This window comes from Ancylobacter lacus, assembly GCF_018390635.1.
Taxonomy (GTDB): Bacteria; Pseudomonadota; Alphaproteobacteria; order Rhizobiales; family Xanthobacteraceae; genus Ancylobacter; species Ancylobacter lacus.
Window position 1 is genome coordinate 75,537 of sequence record NZ_JAHBGE010000047.1, and the last position, 26,378, is coordinate 101,914.

A 26,378-nucleotide genomic window follows, 5' to 3' on the forward strand; every position below is an offset into this window, starting at 1 on the left:
GCGAGGAGGCGGTCATGGCGCGGGGCTATTGGGTGGTACGGCTCGACGTCACCGACATGGACACCTACATGGCCCGCTATTTCGCGGCCGCGGCACCGGTGATCGAACGATTCGGCGGGCGCTTCCTGGTGCTCGGCGGCGCCTTCGAGGCGCCGGAGCCGCCGGCGCGCAACCGGCAGGTGGTGGTGGAGTTCGCCGACTACGACACCGCGCTGGCCTGCTGGAACGACCCGGCCTTTCAGGCCGCCTTCGCCGAACGGCAGAAGGTGGCGCACGGCGAGCACCTCGTGATCGAGGGCTATGAGGGCGGCCAGCCCGCGGCCGGCGTCATCGACCGCCCGGCCACCGGACCCGGCACCGCCTACTGGATCCTGCGGATCGACGTGCGCGACACCGAGGCCTACAAGGCCTATGTCTCGGCCGACGCCCTCGCCTTCCAGAAGTACCGGGGCTGGTATCTCGTGCGGGGCGGCCGCCACGCCGCGGTGGAAGGCCATGCCCGCTCGCGCAACGTGGTGGTGGCCTTTCCCGACTACGCCACCGCGCTCGCCTGCTACCGCTCGCCGGAATACCAGAACGCCCTCGCCTTCCGTAAAATCGCCAGCGAGGGCGAGGTCGTCATCGCCCGCGGCGCGGAGTAGCGGCCGCGGGCGTGGATCGCCGGCCGGTCAAGGCCCGTTCCGCGCGAATCCTGCGCCGGGCGGCGGCGCCATGTGGACAAGCCCGGCGGCTTCTGCTATCTGCGCACTCCTTGATCGGCCTGCGAGCCGTCCCTTCCGCCGAAGGGATGCCGCGCCCGGTCCCCCGACATTCAAACAAGTCGCGTGCGCGAAGCAAAAGGATCGCGGGACGCGAAGGCGCGAAGAGGAACACACGTGCAGGTTCTCGTCCGTGACAACAACGTCGACCAGGCGCTGAAGGCTCTCAAGAAGAAGATGCAGCGGGAAGGCATCTTCCGCGAGATGAAGCTGCGTGGCCACTACGAGAAGCCCTCCGAGAAGCGCGCCCGCGAAGAGGCGGAAGCGGTTCGCCGCGCCCGCAAGCTGGCCCGCAAGCGCGCCCAGCGCGAAGGCCTGCTGCCCTCCAAGCCGAAGGTCGTTTCCCCCGGCCGCTGAGCCCGATGCCCCATGCGGGGCCTCGCTCTCTCATGACCTGCCCGAGCGCGGTGACCGATGTCGCCGCGCTTTTCGGCTTTGGACGCTGAGACCATGCCGCCCGACCTCCGCATTTCCGACCTGCGGGACGTTCCGGACCTCGCCGGCATCGTCGCCGAACGCATCTGGCGGGCCTGGTGGGAGCCGGAAGGCGTGGCGCTCGCCGCGCTGGTGGCCCGGCTGGAGGAGAGCTTCGGCGCCGCGCCGGTTCCCACCACCTGGGTCGCCCGGCGCGGGCACACCTTCGTCGGCACGGTCGGGCTGATCGGTTGCGATGTCGCGGCGCGCCCGGAACTCACGCCCTGGGTCGCGGCGCTGTGGGTGGAGCCCCCGGCGCGCGGCGCCGGCCTCGGCACCGCGCTTGCCGGGCACGCCGCGGAGCACGGCTTCGCCGCCGGCTACGACGAGGTCCACCTCGCGGCGACGCCGGAAAACGCCCCGTTCTATCTCCGCCGCGGCTGGAGCCGGCGGGAGAGCGGGGTCGACGGTCTGGAGCTGCTGGTGCGCCGGCGCGCCGGCTGAGGCGTGACGGCCGGGGACGCGGCTCTCTACTGCCGGTTCATCGGCACGGTGTATTCCCCGGCGCGGATACGCTCGGCGAGCCGTGCGGCGAAGCCGGCCGCGGCCTCCTCGCCATAGGTGGCCACCAGCGAGCGCATCGCGGTGAAGAGCGCGGCCTGCGCCAGGCAATCCTCGTCGAGCCCGTCATAGACGGCTTCGTTCCACGCCTCGTCGAGATAGGCGAGCGCCGCGTGACGCTCGTCCTCCGCCTGCTGGTCGGCATCGGCTTCGACGATGAGGGGATCGGGCAGTTGGGCCAAGGGCGCCTCCGTGCGGCCTCGTGACCGCAACGGCACCTTAGCACGCCGGATCGCGCGACCGGGCCAAGCTTTGCGGAAAGGTTAACGCGGTGGCCTGCGTACAACGCATGGCCCGCGCGCCCGCCGCGCCGGGAGCGTCAGTTGCTGCCGTAGCGGGCGGCGATGTCGCGGGACAGCCGCATGCCCTCGTCGAGATAGCGTCCAGCCGCGAGACGGGCGGAGCTGGTGCAGGTGCGGTAGACCTGCGCGTAGCTGTCATGCCCGCGGTTGAAGGCGGCGACGAGCTGGCCGCGCCGCGGCTCGGTGGGGGCCTCCGCCGCCAGCAGCGCCTGCATCTCCTCGCGCCAGCGGGTCGGCTCGGCCGCGCCGCAGAGCGGGCGCAGATAATGCAGCGCGCCCATCACCTCGGCGAGGTGCTGGAGGTCCGCGTCATAAGGCGGCGCGCCGCCCTCCGCCTGCTGCGCGGCGGCGGGAACGAGGCTCAGCCAGAGCAGCGGGAACAGGACCAGGAGACGCATCGCCCTTCCTCCTGCGCCCCGGCGCGGCGGGCGTCAAGCCGGCATGGCGCGCCGTGCCCGGGCCGGTCGCGCCGGCATGCGGGAACGGAACGCCGCACCCCGCAAAGGCCGCCCCCACCCCAGCCCGGCGGCCTCAGGCGGGGCCCTGGAGCGCCCGCGCGGCGGCCAGCGCCACCATGTCGCCGAGCCCGTCGGTCACCGGCTCGGGCAGCGCGCCGGGTTCGAACCAGCCGACCTCGGCCGCCTCCGGCCCCACGCTCGGCTCGCCGGCGCGCCAGAGGGCGGCATGGACCACCACGACATAATGCGCGCCGAGAACGCCCTCGGCATCGCGGTAGATGATATCGAGGGCGCCGGACACGCCGAGCAGGTCCACCTCGACCCCGACCTCCTCCATCAATTCGCGCGCGGCGGCGGCGGCGAGCGGCTCGCCCGGCTCCACCCGGCCGCCCGGCAGGGTCCACACCCCTTTCATCGGCGCCTTGCCGCGCCGGGCCAGCAGCACGCGGCCCTCGCGGAACACCGCGGTGGAGGTGGCGAGAACGGGGCGGACGGGGGATGTGGTCATGGAAATCTCCGCGAGAGGTGGACCTGACGGGCGTAAACGAGCGGCAGGACTCGCGCCAGCGATGACGGTCCTCCCGCCGCCTTCGGCGCCGGCGGCGTGGCTTTCCGGTGCCCCGATGCCGCCGCAATCCGATCGAATCATCCCGCCAGCCCTGACGTGGGAGTGCCTGATGCACCGTGCCGCCTTCCAGCCCTGCCGCTGCACGAACCCTGAAGCCGGCGGTCTTGCCCACGGGTCCCGCCCCTCCAGCGCGGGCGCCGCGCCGGGCTAGCCCGGGCTCGACCCCAACCCACGCACCGCGTGACTCGATCGGACGGCCGGGGCGGCCGGGGCGCCCGCAGGAAGCCGCAATCGGCATCAACAGTCGCACCCTATCGGGAGGATGGAATGACAGCATCGAATCGCGCGCAGGGCCCGCGTGGACGCCGGCGCATCGGATCGGGAGCGCGGGCGGTTGCGCTGGCGCTCAGCCTTGCCGGACTTGCCGCCGGAGAGGCGGCCGCGACCAGTGCCAGCGCGCCCGCCACGCCACCCGCCACCGCACAGGCCCCGGCCGATTCGCTCTGCGCCAGCTATGGCGCGGGTTTCGTCCGGGTGCCCGGCACCTCGACCTGCATGAAGGTCGGCGCCTCGACCCAGGCCGACACCTACAGCGCCGGCGGCACCTCCACCTTCAGCGGCAACAGCGCCATCGCCCCGGCGCTGCGCTCGCAATAGCCGGCGCCACCGGAGAGGGTGTACCCGGGCGTCCCGACCGTGGCGCCCCGGCCTAGCCCCGGCGCTCAGGTGCCGAAGGCGGCGAAATAGCGGGCGATGATGCCTTCATAGACCCGCTTCAGCGCCGCCAGCTCGTCGACCGGCGTCGCCTCGTCCACCGCGTGCATGGAGGTGCCGACCAGGCCGAACTCCAGCACCGGGCAGTAATCCTTGATGAAGCGGGCGTCGGAGGTGCCGCCGGTGGTGGAAAGCTCCGGCCGCCGCCCGGTGGTCGCCGCGATCGACTCCACCACCAGCTCGACGAACGGGCCGGGCGCGGTGAGGAAGCTGTCGCTGGCGCGGTTCTCGAACGCCACCGTCCAGCGCACCTCGTTGCCGGCCGCCGCCGCGAGGCGGCGCTCGATCTCGGCCGCCAGCGTGTCGGGCATCCACAGATCGTTGAAGCGGATGTTGAAGCGGGCGCGCGCCTCGGCGGGAATGACGTTGAAGGCGGGATTGCCGACATCCACCGAGACCACCTCCAGATTGGAGGCCTGGAAATGGGCGGTGCCGCCGTCGAGCGGGGCCTCCAGCAGCGCGGCCAGCAGGCGGACCATGCCGCGCACCGGGTTTTCGGCGAGGTGGGGGTAGCCGACATGGCCCTGCCGGCCATGCACGGTGAGGGTGCCGGAGAGCGAGCCGCGCCGGCCGATCTTCACCATGTCGCCGAGCGCGGCGCGGCTGGAGGGCTCGCCCAGCACGCAATGGTCGATGCGCTCGTCGCGGTCGGCCAGCCAGCGCAGCAGTTTCTCGGTGCCGTTGATGGCCGGGCCTTCCTCGTCGCCGGTGATGAGGAAGGAGATGGAGCCGGGCAGGTCCTCGCCGTGCCGGGCGATATGGTCGAGCGACGCGGCGACCATGGCCGCCACCCCGCCCTTCATGTCCACCGCGCCGCGGCCATAGAGCAGCCCGTCGCGTATCGCGCCCTCGAAGGGGGGAAAGCGCCAGTGCGCGGCGTCGCCGGGCGGCACCACGTCGGTGTGGCCGGCAAAGCAGAGATTGGGCGCGCGGCGGCCGAAGCGGGCGTAGAGATTTTCGACATCCGGCGTGTCCGGCGCGCAGAGCCGCACCCGGTGCACCTCGAAGCCGGCGGCGCCGAGCAGCCCGCCGAGATAGTCCAGCGCCCCGCCCTCCTCCGGCGTCACCGAGGGGCAGCGGATGAGCGCGCGGGCGATCTCCACCGGATCGGCGGGCGCCGGGTTGGGAGAGGATTCCACCTCTGGCAACGGCACGTCGGGCACCTGTCGCTCGGCCATGTGACGTCTCCTCTCTCCGCGGGCGTGCAGTCCGGCCGGCTGGGCCGGCGCGGCCTCAGTCGCGCAGCAGATCGTTGATGGAGGTCTTGGAGCGGGTCTGGGCGTCCACCCGCTTCACGATCACCGCGCAATAAAGCGAAGGGCCCGGCGTGCCGTCCGGCAGCGGCTTGCCCGGCAGCGAGCCCGGCACCACCACGGAATAGGCCGGCACCTCGCCGACGAAGACCTCGCCGGTGGCGCGGTCGACGATCTTGGTGGTGGCGGAGATGAAGACGCCCATGGAAAGGACCGAGCCCTTGCGCACGATGACGCCTTCGACCACCTCGGAGCGTGCGCCGATGAAGCACTCGTCCTCGATGATGACCGGCCCGGCCTGGAGCGGCTCCAGCACGCCGCCGATGCCGACGCCGCCGGAGAGATGGACATGGCGGCCGATCTGGGCGCAGCTCCCCACCGTCGCCCAGGTGTCCACCATCGAACCCTCGCCGACATTGGCGCCGAGATTCACGAAGGACGGCATCAGCACCACGTTCGGGGCGATATAGGCCGAGCGGCGGACGATGGAGCCGGGCACGGCGCGGAAGCCGGCGGCGCGGAATTCGGCCTCGGTCCAGCCGTCGAACTTGGAGGGCACCTTGTCCCACCAGGTGGCGCCGCCGGGGCCGCCGCCGATCGGGGCCATGTCGTTCAGCCGGAACGACAGCAGCACCGCCTTCTTGAGCCACTGGTTGACGGTCCAGTTGCCGTCCGCGCCCTGTTCGGCGACCCGCGCCTTGCCGGCGTCCAGCAGGCCGAGCGCCGCCTCCACCGCCTCGCGCACCGGGCCGCGCGTGTCGAAACTGATCTCCGCGCGCTTCTCGAACGCGTCTTCGATGATGGCCTTGAGTTCGCTCGACATGTCCTGCTCTCCGAAACGTCCGGGCGCGACTTGCGCCGCCGCGCGCGCGCTGTCAACGCCGTTCTCGCCCGCGCCGTGCGGGCTCGCCGGCCCCGTGGCGGCCCGTCAGCGGGCGAGGCTGCCGAGGAAGGCCGTGAGGTCGTCGGTGACGAAATCGATATGGTCGCCGTCGCGGCCCTCATGCTCCCAGGTCTCGCGGTCGTCCGGGCTGACGGCGAGGCCGGGCGGCACCACCAGCACGGTGCGCATGCCAAGCTGCGCCGGCACTTCGAGGTTGCGGGCGAGGTCCTCGAACATCGCGGCGCGGGCGGCATCGACCTCGAACAGCTCGAGGAAGCGGCGATAGGCCGGCTCCTGCGGCTTGGGGTGGAACTCGGCGGCGACGATGTCGTGCACATCGGCGAAATGGCCGGAGATGCCGAGCTTGTCGAGGATCTGCGCGGCATGGCGGCGCGAGCCGTTGGTGTAGACCAGCTTGCGGCCCGGCAGCGCGGCGAGCGCCTCGCCCAGCGCCGGCGCCGGCGCCAGCGAGGTCAGGTCGATCTGATGGACATGGGCGAGGAAGGCGTCCGGGTCCATGCCGTGCTCGATCATGAGCCCGCGCAGGGACGTGCCGTATGTGCGGTAATAGCTCTTCTGCAGGGCGAAGGCGTCGTCCAGCGAGAGATTGAGGAAGCCGGCGATATAGGCCCGCATCCGGTCGTCGATCTGCCGCCAGAGGTCGAGCCCCGGCGGGTAGAGCGTGTTGTCGAGGTCGAACACCCAGGTGTCGACATGGGCGAAGGCGTCGGCCGGCGCGACGGCCGGTGGGGCGATGCTGGACATGGCACAGCTTTAGCCCAGCGCAGGCCGGGCGGGAAGGCGGCGCCGCCGCCCTCCCGCCGAACCGGGCGGCGTCAGCGCCGGATCAATGTACCAGCGCCGTGGTCGGTCAGCAGCTCCAGCAGCACGGCGTGGGGCACCTTGCCATCGAGGATCACCACGCCCTCGACGCCCTGCTCCAGCGCGTAGATGCAGGTCTCGACCTTGGGGATCATGCCGCCGGAGATGGTGCCGTCGGCGATCAGCCGGCGGGCCTCGGCGATGCTGAGCTCCTTGATCAGGTTCTTGTCGCGGTCGAGCACGCCCGGCACGTCGGTCAGCAGCAGCAGCCGCTTGGCCCCCAGCGCGCCGGCGATGGCGCCGGCGAAGGTGTCGGCGTTGACGTTGAAGGTGCCGCCTTCGACGCCGGTCGCCACCGGGGCGAGCACCGGAATCAGCTCGCGGCCGAGGATCTGGTCGAGCACCGTGGTGTCCACCTTCTCCGGCTCGCCGACGAAGCCGAGGTCGATGACGTGCTCCAGATTGGAATCGGGGTCGAGGACGCTGCGGGTGACCTTGGAGGCCACCACCATGTTGCCGTCCTTGCCGGACAGCCCCAGCGCCTTGCCGCCGGCCTCGTTGATGAAGCCGACCAGCGACTTGTTGATGGAGCCGGCCAGCACCATCTCGACGATCTCGACGGTCGCCTTGTCGGTGATGCGCAGACCCGCCGCGAATTCCGACTTGATGCCGAGCTTGGCCAGCATGGCGCCGATCTGCGGGCCGCCGCCATGCACCACCACCGGGTTCACGCCGGCCTGCTCCAGCAGCACGATGTCCTGCGCGAAGTCGCGCGCCACCTGCTCGTCGCCCATGGCATGGCCGCCATACTTCACCACGATGATGGCGTCGTCGTAGCGCTGCATGTGGGGCAGGGCCTGGACGAGGACCCGCGCCTTGGCGTGGTCGTCGTCGAGAAGGCTGGCGGCGGTGGGGGTTTCGGTCTGGCTCATCGGCGGATCGTGTCCTCGCCCGGTCTCGGCACGCGAGGCCTATAGCCGATTTTCATGACGTTTCTCAATTGCCGCATGACCTTCCCCCGCGTGTGCTTTTCTGCAAGCCGGGTTCGGCAGCGGAACAGCCCCGGCGCGGGGCCCGCGGCCTTCCGGCCCCGGCCGCGCCATGCGATAAGCCGCGCCATGAGCGGCGACGACAGCACCCCCTCCCCGAAGCAGCCCGCGCCCGGCCGGCGCCCGGGCGCCGGCGCGGCGCGCCTCGTCGAGGGCTCGACCCTGCGCCACGTCGCGGTGATGACCGGCACCGGCTCGATCGGGCTGGTCGCGGTGTTCGTGGTCGACCTGCTGAACCTGTTCTACATCTCGCTGCTGGGCGAACAGGAGCTGGCGGCGGCGATCGGCTATGCCGGCACCATGATGTTCTTCATGACCTCGGCGGCGGTCGGGGTGATGATCGCCGGCTCGGCGCTGGTGGCGCGGGCGGTCGGCGCCGGGCACATGGGCGAGGCGCGGCGGCTTTCCGCCTCCGCCATGGTCTACATGGTAGCGACCACCGGCGCGCTGAGCCTCGCGCTGCTGCCCTTCCAGGACGCGCTGGTGGGGCTGCTGGGCGCCACCGGACGCACCCGGGCGATCGCCGACCAGTTCCTCTGGATCGTGGTGCCCTCCACCGCCCTGCTCGGCATCGGCATGGCCGCTTCCGGCGTGCTGCGCGCGGTGGGCGACGCCCGGCGCGCCATGTGGGTGACGCTGGGCGGTGGCATCGCCACCGCGATCCTCGATCCGCTCTTCATCCTGCTCATGGGCTGGGGCGTCGAGGGCGCCGCCTATGTCTCGGTGATCTCGCGGCTGTTCATGGCGGTGTACGGCATCCACGCCGTGGTGCGGGTGCATGGCCTCGCCGAGCCGCCGAGCGTGGACGGCTTCCGGCGCGACGTCGGCCCGCTCTCGGCCATCGCGGTGCCGGCGATCCTCACCAACATCGCGACCCCGTTCGGCAATGGCTACATCACCTTCGCCCTTGCCAGCCACGGCGATGCCGCGGTGGCGGCCTGGGCGGTAATCGGGCGGGTCATCCCGGTGGCGTTCGGCCCGCTCTTCGCGCTCACCGGGGCGATCGGCCCCATCATCGGCCAGAATGTCGGGGCGCTGCGGTTCGACCGGGTGCGGCAGGCCATCGCCGACAGCCTGAAGCTGACCATCGCCTATGTTCTCTTCATCTGGGCGATGATGGCGCTGGCCCGCCACCCCATCGCCACCTCCTTCGGCCTGTCCGGCGAGGGGGCGGAGGTGGTGAGCTTCTTCTGCCTCTATGGCGCGGGCAGCTTCATCTTCATCGGCGCGCTGTTCGTCGCCAATGCCTCGTTCAACAATCTCGGCGCGCCGCTGCTCTCCACCCTGTTCAACTGGGGCCGGGCGACGCTGGGCACCGTTCCCTTCGTCGCGCTGGGCGGCGAGCTGTGGGGAGCGGTCGGCGTGCTGGGCGGGCAGGCGGTGGGCTCCATCGCCTTCGGCGTGGCGGCGCTGTTCTTCGCCTTCCGGCAGGTGCGGCGGCTGGCCGAGCGGCAGGAATGCCCGGCGCCGCCCGTGGCGCCCGGCCCGCGCGAGCTGCCCCCCTTCGCCCGCGCCGAGGACGCGGCGGCGCTGGAGCCGTAGCGCGAGTCCGCGGCAGGCGGTGCCGCCGGGTTCAGATCAGCCGCAGCGCGCCGAGCGCGGCGCCCGCCGCCAGCACCCAGAGCGGGCTCAGCCGGGTGAAGAACAGCACGGCCGCGCTCGCCATGGTGAGCGCGAGGGTGCCCGGCCCCCGCGCGGCGCCCTGCGCCAGCACCACGCCGCTGGCGGCGATCAGCCCGATGGTCATCGGCACCAGCGCCGCCTGCATCACCCGGCGCCAGCGCGCCGCGCGGAAGCGGTGCCAGACCCCACCCACCAGATAGGCCAGCACGCAGGTCGGCGCGCACATGGCCGCGGTGGCGACGAGGGCGCCGACGAGACCCGCGACATGCCAGCCGATCAGCGTCACCACCATGACGTTCGGGCCCGGTGCCGCCTGGGCAATGGCGAAGGTCTGGGAGAACTGGGCATCGGTCATCCAGCCGGCCTGCTCCACCACCTGCCGGTGCATCTCCGGCAGCACGGCATTGGCCCCGCCCACGGCGAGCAGCGAGACCGTCAGGAAATGGGCGGCCAGCGCGCCGATGGGATCCGTCTTCATCGCCCGCCCCTCACGTCAGCCGCCACCAGAACAGCGCCAGCGAGACCGGCGCCAGCGTCAGCATCACCGGCAGCAGCGGCCAGCCCGCCACCGCGATGGCGAGGAACGCCGCCGCCGCGATGGCGATCGGCTCCGGGCGCGGCCGCTTCCAGAGCGGCTCGGCCATGCGGGCCGCCGTGGCGATGACGAGGCCGGCGGCGGCAGCGGCAAGGCCGGCGAGCGTGTCGGCGACTCCGGCGATGTCGGCATAGCGGGCGAACAGCACGCCGAGCCCGATGACGATCGCCATCGGCACCAGAGTAAGCCCGAGCACCGCCGCCAGCGCGCCCGCCGGCCCGCGGAAGCGCCCGCCGATCACCACCGAGAGGTTCACGATGTTCGGCCCCGGCAGGAACTGGGCGAGGCCGACCAGCTCGGTGAACTCCTCCGCGCTCACCCAGCGGTAGCGCTCGACCACGGCGCGCCGCGCGATCGGCAGCACCCCGCCGAACGCCACCACCGCGACCGAGAGGAAGCCGACGAACAGGTCCCACAGGCCGGGCTGGGGCTGGGTCGATTCGCGCGGTGGCGGAACAGACCCGGGCGGAACGGCATCGGTGGGCGAAGCGGACATGAGGGGACCCCGCAAGGCATCGGCGCGCCCTGCATAGATCATGCGCGGACGGCTGAACATGGCCGGGAAAGCATGGCAGGACCCTTCCCCCGGCGCGGCCGGATGGCCGGCGGCGTGCTCCGGCAGCACCGGCCGGCAACGGCAGTGCCATGGAACCGCCCGCGGACCGCCATGGGGCCGCTGCCCCCCGGCGACATGAGTTCCCCCTTCGTTCCCGCCGCGCTAGACTGCGGCCATGACCGAGACCCTGCTCAGCCCGGCCGGGCCCGTGGCGCCGGTGGATGGCCGCCAGTCCGCCGCCGCCCTTGCCATCCAGCGCGGCAGCCTGCGCCTGCTCGCCGCCTCCGGCCTCGTCGGGGTGACGGAGCTGCCGCTCGCCTCCGGCCGGCGGGCCGACATCGTCGGGCTCGACCCGCGCGGGGAGGTGTGGATCCTCGAAATCAAATCCTCGCTCGCCGATTTCCGCGCCGACCGCAAATGGCCGGACTACCGGCTGCACTGCGACCGGCTGTTCTTCGCCGTGGCGCCGGACTTTCCCGTCGAGGTACTGCCGGAGGAAACCGGCATCATCCTGGCGGACGGCTTCGGCGCCGCGATCGCCCGGCCCGCGCCGCACCACCCCATGCCCTCCGCCACCCGGCGGGCGCTGACCCTGCGGCTCGCCCGCGCCGCCGCGGCGCGGATGATGGCGCTGCAGGACCCGGAAGGCTTCCGCGAGCTGCTTCTGTAGGCCGCGCCGCGCCTCTGCGGCGGGGAAAACCGGTGAGCGGGCTTGAAATCGGGCCCGCTCTGCTGCCAGCGTCGCGACATGCCGCACATCTCCGCCATCGGCCCCGCCGAAGACCCCGCCGCGCCCGCCGCCGAGCCCCGCCGCCCGGCCGCGGAGGAGCGCGTGACGCCGATGATGGCGCAGTATCTCGAAATCAAGACCGCCAACCCGGACAGCCTGCTGTTCTACCGGATGGGCGATTTCTACGAGCTGTTCTTCGAGGATGCCGAGGCCGCCTCGCGCACGCTCGGCATCGTGCTGACCAAGCGCGGCAAGCACCAGGGCGAGGACATCCCCATGGCCGGGGTGCCGGTGGAGCGGGCGGAGGAATATCTCCACAAGCTCATCGCCGCCGGCCACCGCGTCGCGGTGTGCGAGCAGACCGAGGACCCGGCCGAGGCGAAGAAGCGCGGCCCGAAGAGCGTGGTGCGGCGCGATGTCACCCGGCTCGTCACCCCCGGCACCCTCACCGAGGACGCCCTGCTCGACGCCCGCCGCGAAAACGTGCTGGCGAGCCTCGCCCGGCTGCGCGGCGGCGAGGGCGCGCAGGGCGACGGCGACGGCTATGCCTATGCGCTGGCCTTCTGCGACATCTCCACCGGCAGCTTCCGTGTCGCCGAAACCAGCCCGGCCCGGCTCCCCGCCGATCTCGCCCGCATCGAGCCGGCCGAGCTGCTGGTGCCGGACGCGATCCACGACGAGCCGGCCTTTCGCGAGCTGTGGCGCAGCCTGCCCGCGGTGACGCCGCTGCCGAAGGAGAGCTTCGACGGTGCCACCGCCGAGCGGCGCATCGCCGGCTTCTTCGGGGTCGCGACGCTGGACGCCTTCGGCGCCTTCTCCCGGCCGGAGCTGACCGCCGCCGCCGCCATCGTGGCCTATGTCGAGCGCACCCAGCTCGGCAGCCGGCCCCCGCTCTCCCCGCCGGCGCGCGAGAGCGGCAGCGCCGCGATGATCATCGACCCGGCGACCCGGGCCAATCTCGAAATCCTGCGCACCACCACCGGCGAGCGCGGCGGCAGCCTGCTCGCCGCAATCGACCGCACCGTGACCTCCGCCGGGGCGCGGCTGCTGGCCCGGCGGCTCGCCGAGCCACTGACCGACCCCGCCGCCATCGCCGCCCGGCTCGACGGGGTGGAGCATCTGGCGGAGCGCCCCGGCCTGCGCGAGGGGCTGCGCGCCCGGCTCGCCGGCGCCGCCGATCTCGCCCGCGCCCTCACCCGCATCGCGCTGCAGCGTGCCGGCCCGCGCGACCTCGCGGCCATTGGCCGGGGCCTTGCCGAAGGCGGGGTGATCGCCGCGATGATCGCCGCCGAGGGCGCGCCGGCGGAACTGATGCAGGCGGCGCGCGATCTCGCCGCCCCGCCCCCGGCGCTGGCCGCGACCCTGCTCGCCGCCCTCGCCGACGAGCTGCCGCCCTATCGCCGCGACGGCGGCTTCGTGCGCGCCGGCTTCGACCCCGATCTCGACGCCACCCGGGCGCTGCGCGACGAAAGCCGCCGCGTCGTCGCGGCGCTGGAGCGCCGCTATGTCGAGGAGACCGGCATAAGGGCGCTGAAGATCCGTCACAACGCGGTGCTCGGCTATTTCGTCGAGGTGAGCGCGCAGAACGCCGACCGGCTGCGCGAGCCGCCCTTCGCCGCCCTGTTCGTGCACCGGCAGACCATGGCCGGGGCGGTGCGGTTCTCCTCTGTCGAGCTGGGCGAGCTGGAGACGAAGATCGCCAGCGCCGGGGAGCGGGCGCTGGCGCTGGAGCAGGCGGTGTTCGAGCGGCTGGCCGCCGACGTCCTGGAGAACGCCGCGATCATCCGCGCCTGCGCCGCCGCGCTGGCGGTGATCGACGTCACCGCCGGCCTCGCCAGGCTCGCGGTGGAGGAGAACCATGTCCGGCCGGAGGTGAGCGACGGGCTCGACTTCGCCATTGCCGGCGGCCGCCACCCGGTGGTGGAGCAGGCGCTGCGCCGCGACGGCGGGCCCTTCATCGCCAATGACTGCGACCTCTCCGCCCCCTCCGCCCGGAGCAGGGCGGGGCGGATCTGGCTGGTCACCGGCCCGAACATGGCGGGCAAGTCGACCTTCCTGCGGCAGAACGCGCTGATCGCCATCCTCGCCCAGGCGGGCGCCTTCGTGCCGGCCAGCTCGGCGCGCCTCGGCGTGGTGGACCGGCTGTTCTCCCGCGTCGGCGCGGCGGACGATCTCGCCCGCGGCCGCTCGACCTTCATGGTCGAGATGGTGGAGACCGCCGCCATCCTCAACCAGGCCACCGAGCGCTCGCTGGTGATCCTCGACGAGATCGGCCGCGGCACCGCGACCTTCGACGGCCTGTCCATCGCCTGGGCCAGCCTCGAGCACCTGCACGAGGCCAATCGCTGCCGCGGCCTGTTCGCCACCCATTTCCACGAGCTGACCGCGCTGGCCCAGCGGCTCACCCGGCTGGTCAACGCCACGGTGAAGGTGAAGGAGTGGGAGGGCGAGGTGGTGTTCCTGCACGAGGTGGTGCCCGGCGCGGCGGACCGCTCCTACGGCATCCAGGTCGCCCGGCTCGCCGGGCTGCCGGCCGCGGTGGTGGAGCGGGCCCGCGCGGTGCTGACCGAGCTGGAGTCCGCCGACCGCGCCGCCCCGGCCCAGCGCATCCTCGACGACCTCCCGCTCTTCGCCGCGCTCAACCGGCCGGCTCCCGCGCTGGCGGCGACAGCGCCCGCGGCAAAGGCCGACCCCGCGGCCGAGGCGGTGAAAGCCGCCCTCGCCGGCCTCGACCCCGACGAGATGACCCCGCGCGAGGCGCTGGAGGCGCTGTACAGGCTGAAGGGGATGGCACGGGGCGGGTGAGGGGCCGATACACGGGGTGGGGAGGCCATGTTGTCTTTGAGGAGACCCGCCTTCCGACGGTTCTGGCACGCTGTCCCCGGACAAGGTATAGACGGAAATCAGACCTGAATTCCGGTCATGGAATGTGAGCCCGTCATGCAGCGCGTCGAAGCCGATATCGCCGTCAGCGTCTCCGACCTCAAGAAGAACCCGACCGCCGTGGTCGAGGGCGCACGTGGCGGCTCGGTCGCAATCCTGAACCACAAAAGGGTCATGGCCTATATGGTGCCGGCTGCGACCTATGAGGCCATGATCGACGCGCTGGACGACCAGGTGCTCGCCGATATCGCCAAGGCCCGCGCCGGCGAGAAGGGCGTGCCGGTCGGCCTTGATGACCTATAGTCTCGAATTCCTGCCGTCGGCCCGGAAGGAATGGGACAGGCTCGGTGCGACGCTGCGCGTCCAATTCAAGAACAAACTGGCGGAGCGGCTGGCCCACCCGCGCGTCGAGGCCGACGTCCTGCGCGGCATGCCGGATCACTACAAGATCAAACTGCGTGCCGCCGGCTACCGGCTGGTCTACCGCGTCGAGGAGGCGCGGATCACGGTGGTGGTCGTGGCAGTCGGCAAGCGCGAGCGCGCCGAGGTGTTTGCGATTGCTGCCTCTGCCTGACGGGCAAAAACTGCGATTCTCATTCACACGTTTCCGTTTGAATGAGAAATGAAGGAGCCCCCTCACGAGGGGGGGCTCCTTTGCATGTTTCCTCAGGCCTGGCTCGCCACCTTGCTCTTCAGCGCGGCCTGCGCCGCCGCGAGACGGGCGATCGGCACGCGGAACGGCGAGCAGGAGACATAGTCCAGCCCCACCTCGTGGCAGAACGCGACCGAGGCGGGGTCCCCGCCATGCTCGCCGCAGATGCCGAGCTTGAGCTTCGGCCGCACCGAGCGGCCGCGCTCGGTGGCGAGCTTCACCAGCTCGCCGACGCCCTCGACATCGATCGAGATGAAGGGGTCGATCTCGAAGATGCCCTTCTGCACATAGGTGCCGAGGAAGGTGCCGGCATCGTCGCGCGAGATGCCGTAGGTGGTCTGGGTGAGGTCGTTGGTGCCGTAGGAGAAGAACTCCGCGGTCTCGGCGATCTCATGGGCTTTCAGCGCCGCGCGCGGCAGCTCGATCATGGTGCCGACCTGATAGCTCAGCGTCGCCCCCGTCTCGGCCTCCACCTTCTTCGCGGTGGCGTCGATCACGTCCTTCACGAGGTCGAATTCGCGCTTGCCGGTGATGAGGGGCACCATCACCTCCGGCACCACCGGCTTGCCGGTGGACTTCTCCGCCGCCACCGCGGCCTCGAAGATGGCGCGGGCCTGCATCTCCGCGATCTCCGGGAAGGCAATGGCGAGGCGGCAGCCGCGGAAGCCGAGCATCGGGTTGAACTCGTCGAACTCCTTCTTCCGCGCCGCCAGCTTCTGCGGGGTGACGCCCAGCGCCTCCGCCACCTCGGCGATCTCGGCGTCGGTGTGCGGCAGGAATTCGTGCAGCGGCGGGTCGAGCAGTCGGATGGTGACGGGCAGCCCGTCCATGATCTCGAACAGCTCGATGAAGTCCTGCCGCTGGAACGGCAGCAGCTTGGCCAGCGCCGCCCGGCGGCCGGCCTCGTCGTCGGCGAGGATCATCTCCCGCACCGACTTGATGCGGCCGGCGTCGAAGAACATGTGCTCGGTGCGCGACAGGCCGATGCCCTCGGCGCCGAAGCTCTTGGCGGTGCGGGCGTCGAGCGGGGTTTCCGCGTTGGCGCGCACCTTCAGCCGGCGCACCGCGTCGGCCCAGCCCATCAGCGTGCCGAATTCGCCGGAAAGCTCCGGCTGCAGGGTGGGCACCGCACCGGCGATGACCTGGCCGGTGCCGCCGTCGAGGGTGAGGATGTCGCCCTTCTTCAGCGTCACCCCGCCCGAGGAGAGCGTGCCGGCGGCATAATCGACCCGGATGGTGCCGGCGCCGCAGACGCAGGGCTTGCCCATGCCGCGCGCCACCACGGCGGCGTGCGAGGTCATGCCGCCGCGGGTGGTGAGGATGCCCTCGGCGGCGTGCATGCCGTGAATGTCTTCCGGCGAGGTCTCGATGCGCACCAGGATGACCTTGCGGCCCTGCGACTTCAGCAGCTCGGCCTCGTCGGCGGAGAACACGATCTCGCCCGAGGCGGCGCCGGGCGAGGCCGGCAGGCCCGAGCCGATGATCTTCTTGTCGGCCTTGGGGTCGAGCATGGGGTGGAGAAGCTGGTCGAGCGCGGCGGGGTCGACCCGGGCGATGGCCTCCTCCCTGGTGATCACCCCGTCATTGGCAAGCTCCACCGCGATGCGCAGCGCCGCCTTGGCGGTGCGCTTGCCCGAGCGGGTCTGCAGCATCCACAGCTTGCCGCGCTCGACGGTGAATTCGAGGTCCTGCATGTCGCGGTAATGGCCTTCCAGCACGCCGGCGATGCGCTGGAACTCGGTGAACACCTCGGGAAGCGCGCTTTCCATCGAAGGCTTGTCGGAGCCGGCGGCGATGCGCGCGGATTCGGTGATGTTCTGCGGGGTGCGGATGCCCGCCACCACGTCCTCGCCCTGGGCGTTGATCAGGAACTCGCCATACAGCGCGTTCTCGCCGGTGGAGGGGTTGCGGGTGAAGGCGACGCCGGTGGCCGAGGTCTCGCCCATGTTGCCGAACACCATGGCCTGCACGTTCACCGCCGTGCCCCAGCTCTCGGGGATGGCGTGAAGGCGGCGGTAGACGATGGCGCGCTGGTTCATCCACGAGCCGAACACGGCGCCGATCGCGCCCCAGAGCTGGTCGTGCGGGTCCTGCGGGAAGGGCCGGCCGAGCTCATGGGCGACCAGCGCCTTGTAGCGCGTCACGATCTCCTTCCAGTCCTCCGCCGAGAGGTCGGTGTCGAGGGAATAGCCGTGCTCCTCCTTGTAGCCGTCCAGCACCTCCTCGAAATGGTGGTGGGACAGGTCCAGCACGACATTCGAGTACATCTGGATGAAGCGGCGGTAGCTGTCATAGGCGAAGCGGGCGTCACCGGAGGCGGCCGCCACCGCCTCGACCGTGCCGTCGTTCAGGCCGAGATTGAGCACCGTGTCCATCATGCCCGGCATGGAGGCGCGGGCGCCGGAGCGCACGGAGACGAGCTGGGGATTGGCGGGATCGCCGAAGGTCTTGCCGGTGAGCCGGGCGATCTGGCCGAGCGCGTCCTCGACCTGCCCCTTGAGCTCCTCGGGATAGGCGTTTCCGTGCGCGTAATACCAGGTACACACTTCAGTGGATATGGTGAAGCCCGGAGGCACGGGCAGGCCGAGATTGGACATTTCGGCAAGGTTGGCGCCTTTGCCGCCCAGCAGATTGCGCATTTCAGCAGCGCCTTCCGCAGTGCCGTCACCGAAGGTGTAGACCCATTTCGTCATTTTTTGAGAATCCGTATCGAGGAGCCGGTGAAAGCGATCCCCGTCCGATGGAAAATCGGCGAGGTTCGGAAGTCACGTCAGATCAATGAGCTACTGCCCCCGCGGCAGCCTGGTCCCGATCACTTTTCCATCATCGTGTCTAGCGCTTCGCGCATAAGGCTGCAATTGGCCTTTTGCAGTGCGGCATACGGTCCGGCGTTGAAGCCGATGTGGCGATAGGTCACCTTCCGCGGGCCGGCATCGGGCCGGTCCCGATGAGGTTTTCCCATGAACGAAAATGCTTTTCTCTCCACCTGGGCACCGCGCGTCCTCAGCGTCCTGCGCATCATGGCCGCGCTCCTGCTCCTGCAGCACGGCACCACCAAGGTTCTCGGCTTTCCGGTGACGCCGATGACCGGCGTATCGCTCACCGCCCTGCCCGGCATCGCCGGCATCATCGAGCTGGTCGGCGGCGTGCTTCTGGTGCTGGGGCTGTTCACCCGGCCGGCGGCCTTCATCGTCTCCGGCATGACGGCGGTGGCCTATTTCCTCGTGCACGGCCCGCAGAACTTCTTTCCCGTCATCAATGGCGGCGAGCTGGCGGCGCTGTACTGCTTCGTCTTCTTCTACATCGTCTTCGCCGGTCCCGGCCCGTGGAGCGTGGACGCGGCGCTGAAGCGCTGAGCCGGCGGCCGCGCGCCGGCCACCCGCCGCCCGGTGCCCGGCCCACGCCGGGCACCGCCGGCCGGCATCGCGCCGGTCGCGTCAGATATGGCCCATCAGGCCGACGATGCCGATGAAGATGAGATAGATGGCGACGATGAAGTTCAGCAGGCGCGGCATGATGAGGATGAGAATCCCCGCCAGCAGCGCCACGATCGGCTGCAGAATGATGACGTCGACATTCATGCGCTTGCCCTCCTGAGGCGCCGCCCCGGCGGGTGCCAGAGCCACGGGCGCCTGCGGGCCGCTGCGGCCCGGCCGACAACGGCGGAGGTAGCCGAAGGTTCCATCCCGCCCGCCTCGCGGTGCCGGCTTGGGGCAGGTGCGTCACGCGTCCGCCGCCCGCCCATGGCCGCCACCGACCGGCAGCGGCGGCGGGGGCGGGGGAAAGGCATCCCTTCCGCCCGGCGGCGGTGTACCCCGCCGCGCGGGCCTTCAGCCCTCGATGCGCTCGAAATCCGCCAGCACGCGGGTGACGCGGCGGATGGCGCCGAGCAGGTTCAGCCGGTTGGCGCGCAGCGCGGGGTCGGCGGCGTTCACCGTCACCTTCTCGAAGAAGGCGTCGACCGGCGCCCGCAGCCCGGCGATGGCAGCCATGGCGCCCTCGAAATCCTCGGCCGCCAGCTTCGCCTCGATCACCGGGGTGGCGGCGGCGATGGCGTCCGCCAGCGCGCGCTCCTCCGCCTCGACGAACCGCGCGGGGTCGGGCGCGGCGTCGTAGGCGGCGCCGTCCTTCTTCTCCTCGATGCGCAGGATGTTCGCCGCGCGCTTGGTGCCGGCCAGCAGGTTGCGGCCGTCCTCGGAGGCGAGGAAGCGGGAGAGCGCCTCCACCCGCTTCACCACCAGCAGCAGGTCGTCCTGCCCCGGCAGGGCGAAGACGGCGTCGACGAGGTCGTGCCGCGCCCCGCTCTCGCGCAGATGCACCTTGAGGCGGTCGGCGAAGAAGGCGAGGAGGTCGTCTGCTAGCTTATCAATGCCTATTTTAAGCCAAGGTTCTCTTTCGTAGATAGCCTTGCAATAAATGAGATAATCATATTGGCCCGATTCATTCTCGAACCATATGCCCGCCTTTAGTTCATCCATAGTGGATAAGCGGCGGCACAACTCTATATACGCTTCCGACCGGCGTTGACTTTCGTCGTCATCGGTAGGGTCGAGGCCATCTGGATGCATCATTTGATGGAATGATGCTGACTCTCCAAAGTCGTCGACAAATCCATCTGAGTTGAGGAAGCTACCAACAGTCCCTTTCGCCCAGGTCTCTTTAGGAGACTCTTCGATTTGAGGATCCCAAATGCGCGCCAGAGACAGGTAGCCGTCCCTAGGGCGGATCGAAAAGATCAGGGCCAAGAAGATAGCGTCGATGATTACCGTGCGCAGATTCAAGTTTAGTCCGTTCTCCAGCACGATGCGGACCACGCCCAGCGCCGCGCGGCGCAGCGCGTAGGGGTCCTTGGAGCCGGTCGGCTTCTCGTCGATCGCCCAGAAGCCGACCAGCGTGTCGAGCTTGTCGGCCAGCGCCACGGCGACCGACACCGGCGCGGTCGGCACCCGGTCGGTCGGGCCCTGCGGCTTGTAGTGCTCTTCCGCCGCCGCCGCGATCTCCGCCGGCAGCCCTTCCAGCGCGGCGTAATAGCGGCCCATCAGCCCCTGCACCTCGGGGAACTCGCCCACCACCTCGGTGCGCAGGTCGCTCTTCGCGTAGAGCGCGGCCTGCGCCGCCAGCTCCGGGTCGGCGCCGACGAGAGGCGCCAGCTCCCGCGCCAGCGCGGCGATGCGCTGGATGCGGTCATACTGCGAACCCAGCTTCTCGTGGAACGTGACGTTCCTGAACTTCGCCAGCCGCTCGTCCAGCGGCACGGTGGCGTTGGTGGTGCGGTCGGTCTCCCAGAAGAACTTGGCGTCGGAGAGCCGGGCGCGGATGACCCGCTCATTGCCGGCGACGATGGCGGCGCCGCCGTCGCTGGCCGCGAGGTTCGAGACCAGCACGAAGCGGCTGGCGAGCCGGCCGGTGGCGGGGTCGCGCAGCACGAAGCACTTCTGGTTGGCGCGGATGGTGGCGCGGATCACCTCGTCCGGCACGTCGAGAAAGGCGGGGTCGAAGGCGCCCATCAGCACCACCGGCCATTCCACCAGCCCGGCGATCTCGTCCAGCAGCCCGGCATCCTCCACCAGCTCCAGCCCCTGCGCGAGGGCAAGGTCCTTGGCGTCGGCGAGGATGATGTCCTTGCGCCGCTCGCGGTCGGCCACCACCTTCGCCGCCTCCAGCTTGGCGAGGTAGTCCTCCAGCCGGCGCACGCGGATGGTGCCGGAGGAGAGGAAGCGGTGGCCCTGCGTGGTGTCGCCGGAAGCGAGGCCGTCGATCTCGAAGCGCACCACCTCCGGCTCCTCGGTCTCCGGGCCGAAGGTGCACAGCACGGACTGCAGCGGCCGCACCCAGCGCAGCGAGCCGGCCTGCGCCGAGGCCTTGCCCCAGCGCATCGATTTCGGCCACGGAAAGGCCCGCACGATCTCCGGCACGATCTCGGCGATCACCTCCGGCGTCGGCCGGCCGTGGCGGTGGATGCGGGCGACGTAGAACTGGCCCTTCTTCGGGTCGCTCTCGATGGTCGCCTCGTCGAGCGAGGCGAGGCCCGAGGCCTTCAGGAAGCCGTCGATCGCCGCCTGCGGCGCGCCGACGCGCGGACCCTTGCGCTCCTCGTGCCGGTCCGGCTGGGCGGCGGGCAGGCCGTGGACCGCCAGCGCCAGCCGGCGCGGGGTGACGAAGGCCTTGGCGCCCTCATAGAGCAGGCCCCGCTCCACCAGGGCGTCGGTGACGAGCTTCCTCAGGCTGTCGGCAGCGGCCGCCTGCATGCGGGCGGGAATTTCTTCGCTGAACAGTTCGAGCAGAAGGTCGGGCATGGCTGGCGGTCTCGGCGGCGGGACGCGGCGGGAAGGCCCGGCGTTCCGGGATGAAGGATCGCGCCGGACCTAGCACGGCCCGGCGGGCGATGGAAATACGGCGCGGCTCAGCGCAGCGGCTGGCCGGTGCGGTCGCGCAGGGTGAGGGCGGCGGCCAGCGACACCGCCGCCATGATGATGAGATAGACCGCCGGCCCCATGTCGTCATGCTCGCGGGTGACGAGATAGACCGCCACCATCGGCGCGGTGCCGCCGGCGACGCCGAGCGCGAGGTTGTAGCTGAACGACACCGCCGAGCAGCGCGCCCCGGCGCGGAACATCTCCACCAGCGCCGCCGGCATCGGCCCGCAATAGGTCGACATCAGCACCGCGAAGCCGAGCTGGCCGACGATGACGCCGGTGGCGTCGCCGCTGCTGAGCAGGCGGAACAGCGGCCAGGACAGCACGATGAGGCCGATGAGGCCCGCCACCATCAGCCGCTTGCGGCCGATAAGGTCCGACAGAAGCCCGCAGGCCGGGCACAGCACCAGCAGCACCACCATGGTGGCGGTGTTGATCTGCAGCGAGTTGCGCACCGAGAGGCCGTCCACCTCCTGCATGTAGGTGGTGAGGTAGACGAACAGCAGGTAAAAGCCCGCCCCCAGCATCACGCTCAGCGCCATCGCCCGCAGCATGTCCGCCCCGTCCCGCCGGAAGGCATCGACGATGGGCAGCGGCACGCGCGGCGTGGGGCTGGGCTCGCGCACGCCGGCCGCCGGCGCGGCGGCGGGTTCGCGCCCGGTCCGCCGCAGCACGAAGGCGAAGCCGCCGAGCACGATGCCGGCGAGGAACGGCACCCGCCAGCCCCAGGCCAGCAGGTCGGCCTGAGACATCAGCGAGGCGGTGAGCGCGGCCACCGCGGAACCGAGCAGCGTGCCCCCGCTGGCGCCGAAGCCGGCGAAGGAGGTGAGGAAGCCGCGCCGCCCCGGCGCCGCGTTCTCGGCGAGGAAGATGGCCGACATGGTGTATTCGCCGCCGATCGAGAGCCCCTGCGCCAGCCGCAGCAGCAGCAGCAGCACCGGCGCCGCCTCGCCCAGCGTGGCGTAGGTCGGCAGCAGGCCGATGGCGACGGTGGAGAGCGTCATCAGCCCGGCCGAGACGTAGAGCGCGAAGCGCCGGCCGTGGCGGTCGCCGATATGGCCGAACACGATGCCGCCCAGCGGCCGCATGAGGAAGGAGGCGGCGAAGATGCCGAAGGCCGAGATCAGCCCGACGAAGGCGTCCCCGGCGGGAAAGAAATTGGCGGCGAACACCGCGGCGAGGAAGCCATAGGCGGCGAAGTCGTACCATTCCAGCATGTTGCCGAGCACGCCGGCCAGCAGCATGCGCGGGCTGGCGCCGCCGCCGGCCGCGGAGGAGCCGGCCGCGGGCGCGCCCGCCCCGGTCGGAAGGCGTTCACGGTCGAAGCCGGTGGCCGTCATGGCGGACTCTCGGATGGGGGTGCGGAAAAGCAGGCCGGGAAGACGTCGAGGAAAGGCGCAGGCGTGAGGGGGCGGCGGACGCGGGCTGGGCGACGTCAAGGGGCTACCGCGCGGCCCGCGCTTCCGCAATCCCTTTCCTCAGCTCCGGGGCTCCACGCTGCGGTTGATGACGTCGCGATTTCCCGGGCGATGAAATGGCGCGGATTGGAGGTGCCGGCGAGCTCGGAGAGGATGCCGACGGCAACGAGGGATTCGATGTTGAGCTGGGCGGAGCGATACTGAACGCCGAGCAACGACGCGACGCCCGGAATGGTAACCAATGGGCTGCGGAACAGGTGGTCGATGATCGCCAGCAGATGTGACGAGCGCCCCGCCCCGGTCGCCCGCGCACGAAAGTCGCGCTGCAGATCGAGCAGGGCGCCCGCTCGGGGAGGCTGCGAAATCCTCGACTTTCACTACCTGCAATCCTGCCCGGCAGGATTGGCAGCTTTTATCATCCCGCCGCGCTGTCCGCCGCCGCGCCGCCCGCCGCGGTGGCGAGCCAGGCGGCGCCGCAGGCTTTCGCCAGCTCGCGCACCCGCAGGATGTAGCTCTGGCGTTCCGTCACCGAGATGACGCCCCGCGCATCGAGCAGGTTGAACACGTGGCTCGCCTTGATGCACTGGTCATAGGCCGGCTGCGCCATGAGATGGCGGGAGCGGTCGGCGTTCCAGCCGGCCTCGAGATATTTCGCCGCCGCGCTCTCGGCCATGCGGAACTGTTCCAGCAGCATGGCGGTGTCGGCGTGCTCGAAATTGTGCCGGGAATATTCCTCCTCGGCCTGGAGGAAGACGTCGCCATAGGTGACCTTCTCGTCACCCTCGCGGCCGTTGAAATTGAGGTCGTAGACGTTCTCCACGCCCTGCACATACATGGCGAGGCGTTCGAGGCCATAGGTCAGCTCGCCGGCCACCGGCGCGCATTCGAAGCCGGCCACCTGCTGGAAATAGGTGAACTGCGAGACCTCCATGCCGTCGCACCAGCACTCCCAGCCGAGCCCCCAGGCGCCCAGCGTCGGGCTTTCCCAGTCGTCCTCGACGAAGCGCACGTCGTGCAGCTTCAGGTCGATGCCGATGGCGTCGAGCGAGGCGAGGTAGAGGTCCTGCAGGTCCGGCGGCGAGGGCTTCAGGATGACCTGGTACTGGTAGTAATGCTGCAACCGGTTGGGGTTCTTGCCGTAGCGGCCGTCCTTCGGCCGGCGCGAGGGCTGGACATAGGCCGCCTTCCACGGCCGCGGCCCCAGCGCGCGCAGCGTGGTGGCGGGGTGGAAGGTGCCGGCCCCCACCTCCATGTCGTAGGGCTGCAGCACGACGCAGCCCTTGTCCGCCCAGAAGCGCTGGAGCGCGAGGATGAGACCCTGGAACGAACGGTCGGGCCGCATGTGGGGCGGAAGCGTGGGATCGATCATGGGATGAGCCGGCGTTTGAGGTGGCGGCAACCTAGTCCGCCGCCCCCGGCCGATCAAGGCGCCGTGGCGCCGGCTGGGCCGAAGCGGCGGCCGGCGCGGAGGACGAGCGGCGGCGACCGGCTTTTGGCCCCGCCGCAAACCGACTAAGGAAGAGGCATGGCCGACACCCCGCCCGATTCCCCCGTCTCCAACGCCCTCGACTGGAGCGTCTCCGAGCTCTCCGGCGCGCTGAAGCGCACGGTGGAGGATGCGTTCGGCCATGTGCGGGTGCGCGGCGAGATTTCCGGCTATCGCGGGCCGCACTCCTCCGGCCACGCCTATTTCTCGCTGAAGGACGCCAGCGCCCGGCTCGACGCGGTGGTGTGGAAGGGCACGTTCGGCCGGCTGAAGGTGCGGCCGGAGGAGGGGCTGGAGGTGGTCGCCATCGGCCGCATCACCACCTTTCCCGGCAAGTCCTCCTATCAGATCGTCATCGACCAGATCGAGTTCGCCGGCGCCGGCGCCATCATGGCGATGCTGGAGGAGAGGAAGCGCCGCCTCGCCGCCGAGGGGCTGTTCGCCCCCGAGCGCAAGCGCCGCCCGCCCTTCCTGCCCGGCGTGATCGGCGTCGTCACCTCGCCGACCGGCGCGGTGATCCGCGACATCCTGCACCGGCTGGCGGACCGCTTTCCCCGCCGGGTGCTGGTGTGGCCGGTGCGGGTGCAGGGCGACACCTGCGGCGCCGAGGTGGCCGCCGCCATCCGCGGCTTCAACGCGCTGGCGCCCGGCGGGCCGGTGCCGCGGCCGGACGTGCTGATCGTGGCGCGCGGCGGCGGCTCGCTGGAGGACCTGCTCGGCTTCAGCGAGGAGGCGGTGGTACGCGCCGCCGCCGAGAGCGGCATCCCGCTGATCTCCGCGGTCGGCCACGAGACCGACGTCACCCTCATCGACTTCGCCGCGGATGTGCGCGCCCCCACCCCCACCGCCGCCGCCGAGATGGCGGTGCCGGTGCGGGCGGAGCTGCTCGCCGAGGTCGCCAGCCTCGATGCCCGCCGCCGGCGCGCCATGGCGCGGGCCGGGGAGCAGCGCCGGGCCGAGCTGCGCGCGCTCTCCCGGCTGCTGCCCACCGCCGAGGCCCTGCTCGCCGTGCCGCGCCAGCGCCTCGACATCGCCGCGCAGCGGCTGCCGCGGGCGCTGAAGGCCAATGCCGCGGCGCACCGGCTGCGGCTCGCGCGCGCCGAGGCGCGGTTCTCCCCTGCCCTGCTGGCCGGCCAGATCGCCCGCCGCCGGGAACGCGCGCTGGTTCTGGCGGACCGGCTGCCGCGGGCGCTGAAGGCCGCCACCGCCGGCCACCGGCTGCGCCTCGCCCGGCTGGAGGCCCGGCTCGGCCTCAGCGCGCAGGCCCACGCCAACCGGGTGGAGCGCGGGCGCGAGCGGGTCGAAACCCTGGCCGGGCGGCTGCGGCGCGCGCTGCGGCAGGACGGCCGGCGCCGCCGCGAGCGGCTGGACGCGATGGACAAGCTGCTGACGGCGCTGTCCTATCGCGGCGTGCTGGAGCGCGGCTTCGCGCTGGTGCGCGGCCCCTCGGGCGAGCCGGTGCGCCGGGCCGCCGAGGTGGCGCCGGGCGCGCGGCTTACCCTGCAATTCGCCGACGCCGACCTCGCCGCGGTGGCGGAAGGCCCGGTGGCGGCGGGAGAAGGCCCGGCGGCGACCGGCCCGGCGCCGGAGGTCCGCACGGCCCGCCGCGACAAGGCCCGGGCCCGGGAGAAGCCGGCCGCGCCGCGGCAGCCCTCGCTGTTCGAGTGACGCGGCGGGGCGAGCCGCGCCGCCCCGATGATCCGCCCGGCGGCGCATCGACGGCACGCCCGCCGGATATGCGGGGCGGAGCGCCCGGCGGGGAGCCGGCCGGCCCCTGCCCTCTCCGGCCGCGGCACCTGCCGGTGGGGCCGGCTTGCGGCAGGCCGGCCGGGTCGCCATTATATCGCCTTGTAGACGCAGGATGAGCGCGGCCATGAACCGCTTTGAACGTTTCCCGCCCGCCTCCGGCGAGGCCGAAATCCGCTATCTCGACGGCGATTTCCGCATCGTCCGGCCGGGCACCTTCGTGCGCTGCGCCGTGACCGGGCAGCCCATCCCGCTGGACGAACTGCGCTACTGGAGCGTCGACCTTCAGGAGGCCTACGCCAGCCCGCAGGCGGTTCTCGCCCGGCTGCACCCCGGCCGCGCCACGCGGTAAGTTAAGACGGAACGGCGCG

General features: G+C 71.4%; 26 protein-coding genes. 12 read left to right on the forward strand and 14 right to left on the reverse strand.

Annotation, left to right across the window (positions count from 1 at the left end; translation table 11 throughout):
- Window positions 1-14 precede the first annotated feature (14 nt).
- The 3 genes from KHC27_RS22115 to KHC27_RS11840 all read left to right on the forward strand — a co-directional run bounded on the left by KHC27_RS22115 (window position 15) and on the right by KHC27_RS11840 (window position 1,676).
- Window positions 15-641 (forward strand): DUF1330 domain-containing protein, encoded by a 627-nt coding sequence (locus tag KHC27_RS22115; RefSeq protein ID WP_213339283.1) that lies wholly within the window; start codon window positions 15-17, stop codon window positions 639-641.
- A 234-nt stretch (window positions 642-875) separates the two neighbouring features.
- The gene (gene rpsU / locus KHC27_RS11835) at window positions 876-1,115 is read left to right on the forward strand and encodes a 30S ribosomal protein S21 (RefSeq protein WP_213339288.1); all 240 of its coding nucleotides are present in this window, start codon (window positions 876-878) and stop codon (window positions 1,113-1,115) included.
- 93 nt (window positions 1,116-1,208) lie between these two features.
- Window positions 1,209-1,676, forward strand: a complete 468-nt coding sequence (locus KHC27_RS11840; RefSeq protein WP_213339290.1) for a GNAT family N-acetyltransferase — start codon at window positions 1,209-1,211, stop codon at window positions 1,674-1,676.
- Window positions 1,677-1,702: 26 nt separating this feature from the next.
- Here the strand turns inward: KHC27_RS11840 and KHC27_RS11845 are convergent, their stop codons facing one another.
- The 3 genes from KHC27_RS11845 to KHC27_RS11855 all read right to left on the reverse strand — a co-directional run bounded on the left by KHC27_RS11845 (window position 1,703) and on the right by KHC27_RS11855 (window position 3,061).
- Window positions 1,703-1,975 carry a hypothetical protein gene (locus tag KHC27_RS11845; protein WP_213339291.1) on the reverse strand — a complete coding sequence of 91 codons (273 nt, stop codon included), beginning with the start codon at window positions 1,973-1,975 and terminating at the stop codon, window positions 1,703-1,705.
- Between the two features lie 137 nt (window positions 1,976-2,112).
- Window positions 2,113-2,493, reverse strand: coding sequence for a TIGR02301 family protein (locus tag KHC27_RS11850; RefSeq protein WP_213339292.1), 381 nt, complete (start codon window positions 2,491-2,493; stop codon window positions 2,113-2,115).
- Window positions 2,494-2,626: 133 nt separating this feature from the next.
- On the reverse strand, window positions 2,627-3,061 hold the full coding sequence (locus KHC27_RS11855) for an NUDIX hydrolase (protein ID WP_213339294.1): 435 nt from the start codon (window positions 3,059-3,061) through the stop codon (window positions 2,627-2,629).
- 387 nt (window positions 3,062-3,448) lie between these two features.
- Between KHC27_RS11855 and KHC27_RS11860 the strand changes: the two genes are divergently transcribed.
- Complete coding sequence (locus KHC27_RS11860) at window positions 3,449-3,778, forward strand: porin (RefSeq protein WP_213339295.1); 330 nt, start codon at window positions 3,449-3,451, stop codon at window positions 3,776-3,778.
- Between the two features lie 65 nt (window positions 3,779-3,843).
- Here KHC27_RS11860 and dapE read toward each other — a convergent pair whose 3' ends face one another.
- The 4 genes from dapE to argB all read right to left on the reverse strand — a co-directional run bounded on the left by dapE (window position 3,844) and on the right by argB (window position 7,785).
- Complete coding sequence (gene dapE / locus KHC27_RS11865) at window positions 3,844-5,073, reverse strand: succinyl-diaminopimelate desuccinylase (RefSeq protein ID WP_213339297.1); 1,230 nt, start codon at window positions 5,071-5,073, stop codon at window positions 3,844-3,846.
- A gap of 55 nt (window positions 5,074-5,128) precedes the next feature.
- Window positions 5,129-5,971 carry a 2,3,4,5-tetrahydropyridine-2,6-dicarboxylate N-succinyltransferase gene (gene dapD, locus KHC27_RS11870; RefSeq protein ID WP_213339299.1) on the reverse strand — a complete coding sequence of 281 codons (843 nt, stop codon included), beginning with the start codon at window positions 5,969-5,971 and terminating at the stop codon, window positions 5,129-5,131.
- A 105-nt stretch (window positions 5,972-6,076) separates the two neighbouring features.
- Window positions 6,077-6,796, reverse strand: coding sequence for a pyrimidine 5'-nucleotidase (locus tag KHC27_RS11875; protein WP_213339301.1), 720 nt, complete (start codon window positions 6,794-6,796; stop codon window positions 6,077-6,079).
- A 71-nt stretch (window positions 6,797-6,867) separates the two neighbouring features.
- Complete coding sequence (gene argB, locus KHC27_RS11880; protein ID WP_213339303.1) at window positions 6,868-7,785, reverse strand: acetylglutamate kinase; 918 nt, start codon at window positions 7,783-7,785, stop codon at window positions 6,868-6,870.
- A 186-nt stretch (window positions 7,786-7,971) separates the two neighbouring features.
- Here argB and KHC27_RS11885 point away from each other — a divergent pair, with 186 nt between their 5' ends.
- The gene (locus KHC27_RS11885) at window positions 7,972-9,444 is read left to right on the forward strand and encodes an MATE family efflux transporter (protein WP_213339305.1); all 1,473 of its coding nucleotides are present in this window, start codon (window positions 7,972-7,974) and stop codon (window positions 9,442-9,444) included.
- A 31-nt stretch (window positions 9,445-9,475) separates the two neighbouring features.
- On the opposite strand, the gene KHC27_RS11890 is transcribed toward KHC27_RS11885, so the two are convergent.
- Both KHC27_RS11890 and KHC27_RS11895 read right to left on the reverse strand, forming a co-directional pair.
- Window positions 9,476-10,003 carry a chromate transporter gene (locus KHC27_RS11890; RefSeq protein WP_213339306.1) on the reverse strand — a complete coding sequence of 176 codons (528 nt, stop codon included), beginning with the start codon at window positions 10,001-10,003 and terminating at the stop codon, window positions 9,476-9,478.
- A 10-nt stretch (window positions 10,004-10,013) separates the two neighbouring features.
- Window positions 10,014-10,616: a chromate transporter gene (locus KHC27_RS11895; protein ID WP_213339308.1), complete on the reverse strand. Its 603-nt coding sequence runs from the start codon at window positions 10,614-10,616 to the stop codon at window positions 10,014-10,016.
- Window positions 10,617-10,851: 235 nt separating this feature from the next.
- Between KHC27_RS11895 and KHC27_RS11900 the strand changes: the two genes are divergently transcribed.
- From KHC27_RS11900 to KHC27_RS11915, 4 genes are all read left to right on the forward strand, one after another.
- A complete protein-coding gene (locus KHC27_RS11900; RefSeq protein WP_213339312.1) occupies window positions 10,852-11,346 on the forward strand; it encodes an MmcB family DNA repair protein in 495 nt (164 codons plus the stop codon).
- Window positions 11,347-11,424: 78 nt separating this feature from the next.
- On the forward strand, window positions 11,425-14,211 hold the full coding sequence (gene mutS, locus KHC27_RS11905) for a DNA mismatch repair protein MutS (protein WP_213339521.1): 2,787 nt from the start codon (window positions 11,425-11,427) through the stop codon (window positions 14,209-14,211).
- A 135-nt stretch (window positions 14,212-14,346) separates the two neighbouring features.
- On the forward strand, window positions 14,347-14,592 hold the full coding sequence (locus KHC27_RS11910) for a type II toxin-antitoxin system Phd/YefM family antitoxin (RefSeq protein WP_213339317.1): 246 nt from the start codon (window positions 14,347-14,349) through the stop codon (window positions 14,590-14,592).
- Window positions 14,582-14,863 (forward strand): type II toxin-antitoxin system RelE family toxin, encoded by a 282-nt coding sequence (locus tag KHC27_RS11915; RefSeq protein ID WP_213339318.1) that lies wholly within the window; start codon window positions 14,582-14,584, stop codon window positions 14,861-14,863. The genes KHC27_RS11910 and KHC27_RS11915 overlap by 11 nt, the downstream gene beginning before the upstream one ends.
- Window positions 14,864-14,955: 92 nt before the next feature.
- On the opposite strand, the gene ppdK is transcribed toward KHC27_RS11915, so the two are convergent.
- Window positions 14,956-17,634 (reverse strand): pyruvate, phosphate dikinase, encoded by a 2,679-nt coding sequence (gene ppdK / locus KHC27_RS11920; RefSeq protein WP_213339320.1) that lies wholly within the window; start codon window positions 17,632-17,634, stop codon window positions 14,956-14,958.
- A gap of 267 nt (window positions 17,635-17,901) precedes the next feature.
- On the opposite strand from ppdK, the gene KHC27_RS11925 reads away from it, so the two are divergent.
- Window positions 17,902-18,297, forward strand: a complete 396-nt coding sequence (locus KHC27_RS11925) for a DoxX family protein (RefSeq protein ID WP_213339321.1) — start codon at window positions 17,902-17,904, stop codon at window positions 18,295-18,297.
- 81 nt (window positions 18,298-18,378) lie between these two features.
- Here the strand turns inward: KHC27_RS11925 and KHC27_RS11930 are convergent, their stop codons facing one another.
- The 4 genes from KHC27_RS11930 to KHC27_RS11945 all read right to left on the reverse strand — a co-directional run bounded on the left by KHC27_RS11930 (window position 18,379) and on the right by KHC27_RS11945 (window position 24,144).
- Window positions 18,379-18,522 carry a DUF3096 domain-containing protein gene (locus tag KHC27_RS11930; protein WP_213339523.1) on the reverse strand — a complete coding sequence of 48 codons (144 nt, stop codon included), beginning with the start codon at window positions 18,520-18,522 and terminating at the stop codon, window positions 18,379-18,381.
- Window positions 18,523-18,771: 249 nt separating this feature from the next.
- The gene (gene glyS, locus KHC27_RS11935; RefSeq protein ID WP_213339322.1) at window positions 18,772-21,237 is read right to left on the reverse strand and encodes a glycine--tRNA ligase subunit beta; all 2,466 of its coding nucleotides are present in this window, start codon (window positions 21,235-21,237) and stop codon (window positions 18,772-18,774) included.
- 107 nt (window positions 21,238-21,344) lie between these two features.
- A complete protein-coding gene (locus KHC27_RS11940) occupies window positions 21,345-22,697 on the reverse strand; it encodes an MFS transporter (RefSeq protein WP_213339323.1) in 1,353 nt (450 codons plus the stop codon).
- Between the two features lie 493 nt (window positions 22,698-23,190).
- Window positions 23,191-24,144 carry a glycine--tRNA ligase subunit alpha gene (locus tag KHC27_RS11945; RefSeq protein WP_213339324.1) on the reverse strand — a complete coding sequence of 318 codons (954 nt, stop codon included), beginning with the start codon at window positions 24,142-24,144 and terminating at the stop codon, window positions 23,191-23,193.
- Between the two features lie 156 nt (window positions 24,145-24,300).
- Between KHC27_RS11945 and xseA the strand changes: the two genes are divergently transcribed.
- A complete protein-coding gene (gene xseA, locus KHC27_RS11950) occupies window positions 24,301-25,929 on the forward strand; it encodes an exodeoxyribonuclease VII large subunit (RefSeq protein ID WP_213339325.1) in 1,629 nt (542 codons plus the stop codon).
- Between the two features lie 205 nt (window positions 25,930-26,134).
- Window positions 26,135-26,359 (forward strand): DUF2093 domain-containing protein, encoded by a 225-nt coding sequence (locus KHC27_RS11955; protein ID WP_213339327.1) that lies wholly within the window; start codon window positions 26,135-26,137, stop codon window positions 26,357-26,359.
- Window positions 26,360-26,378: the final 19 nt, after the last annotated feature.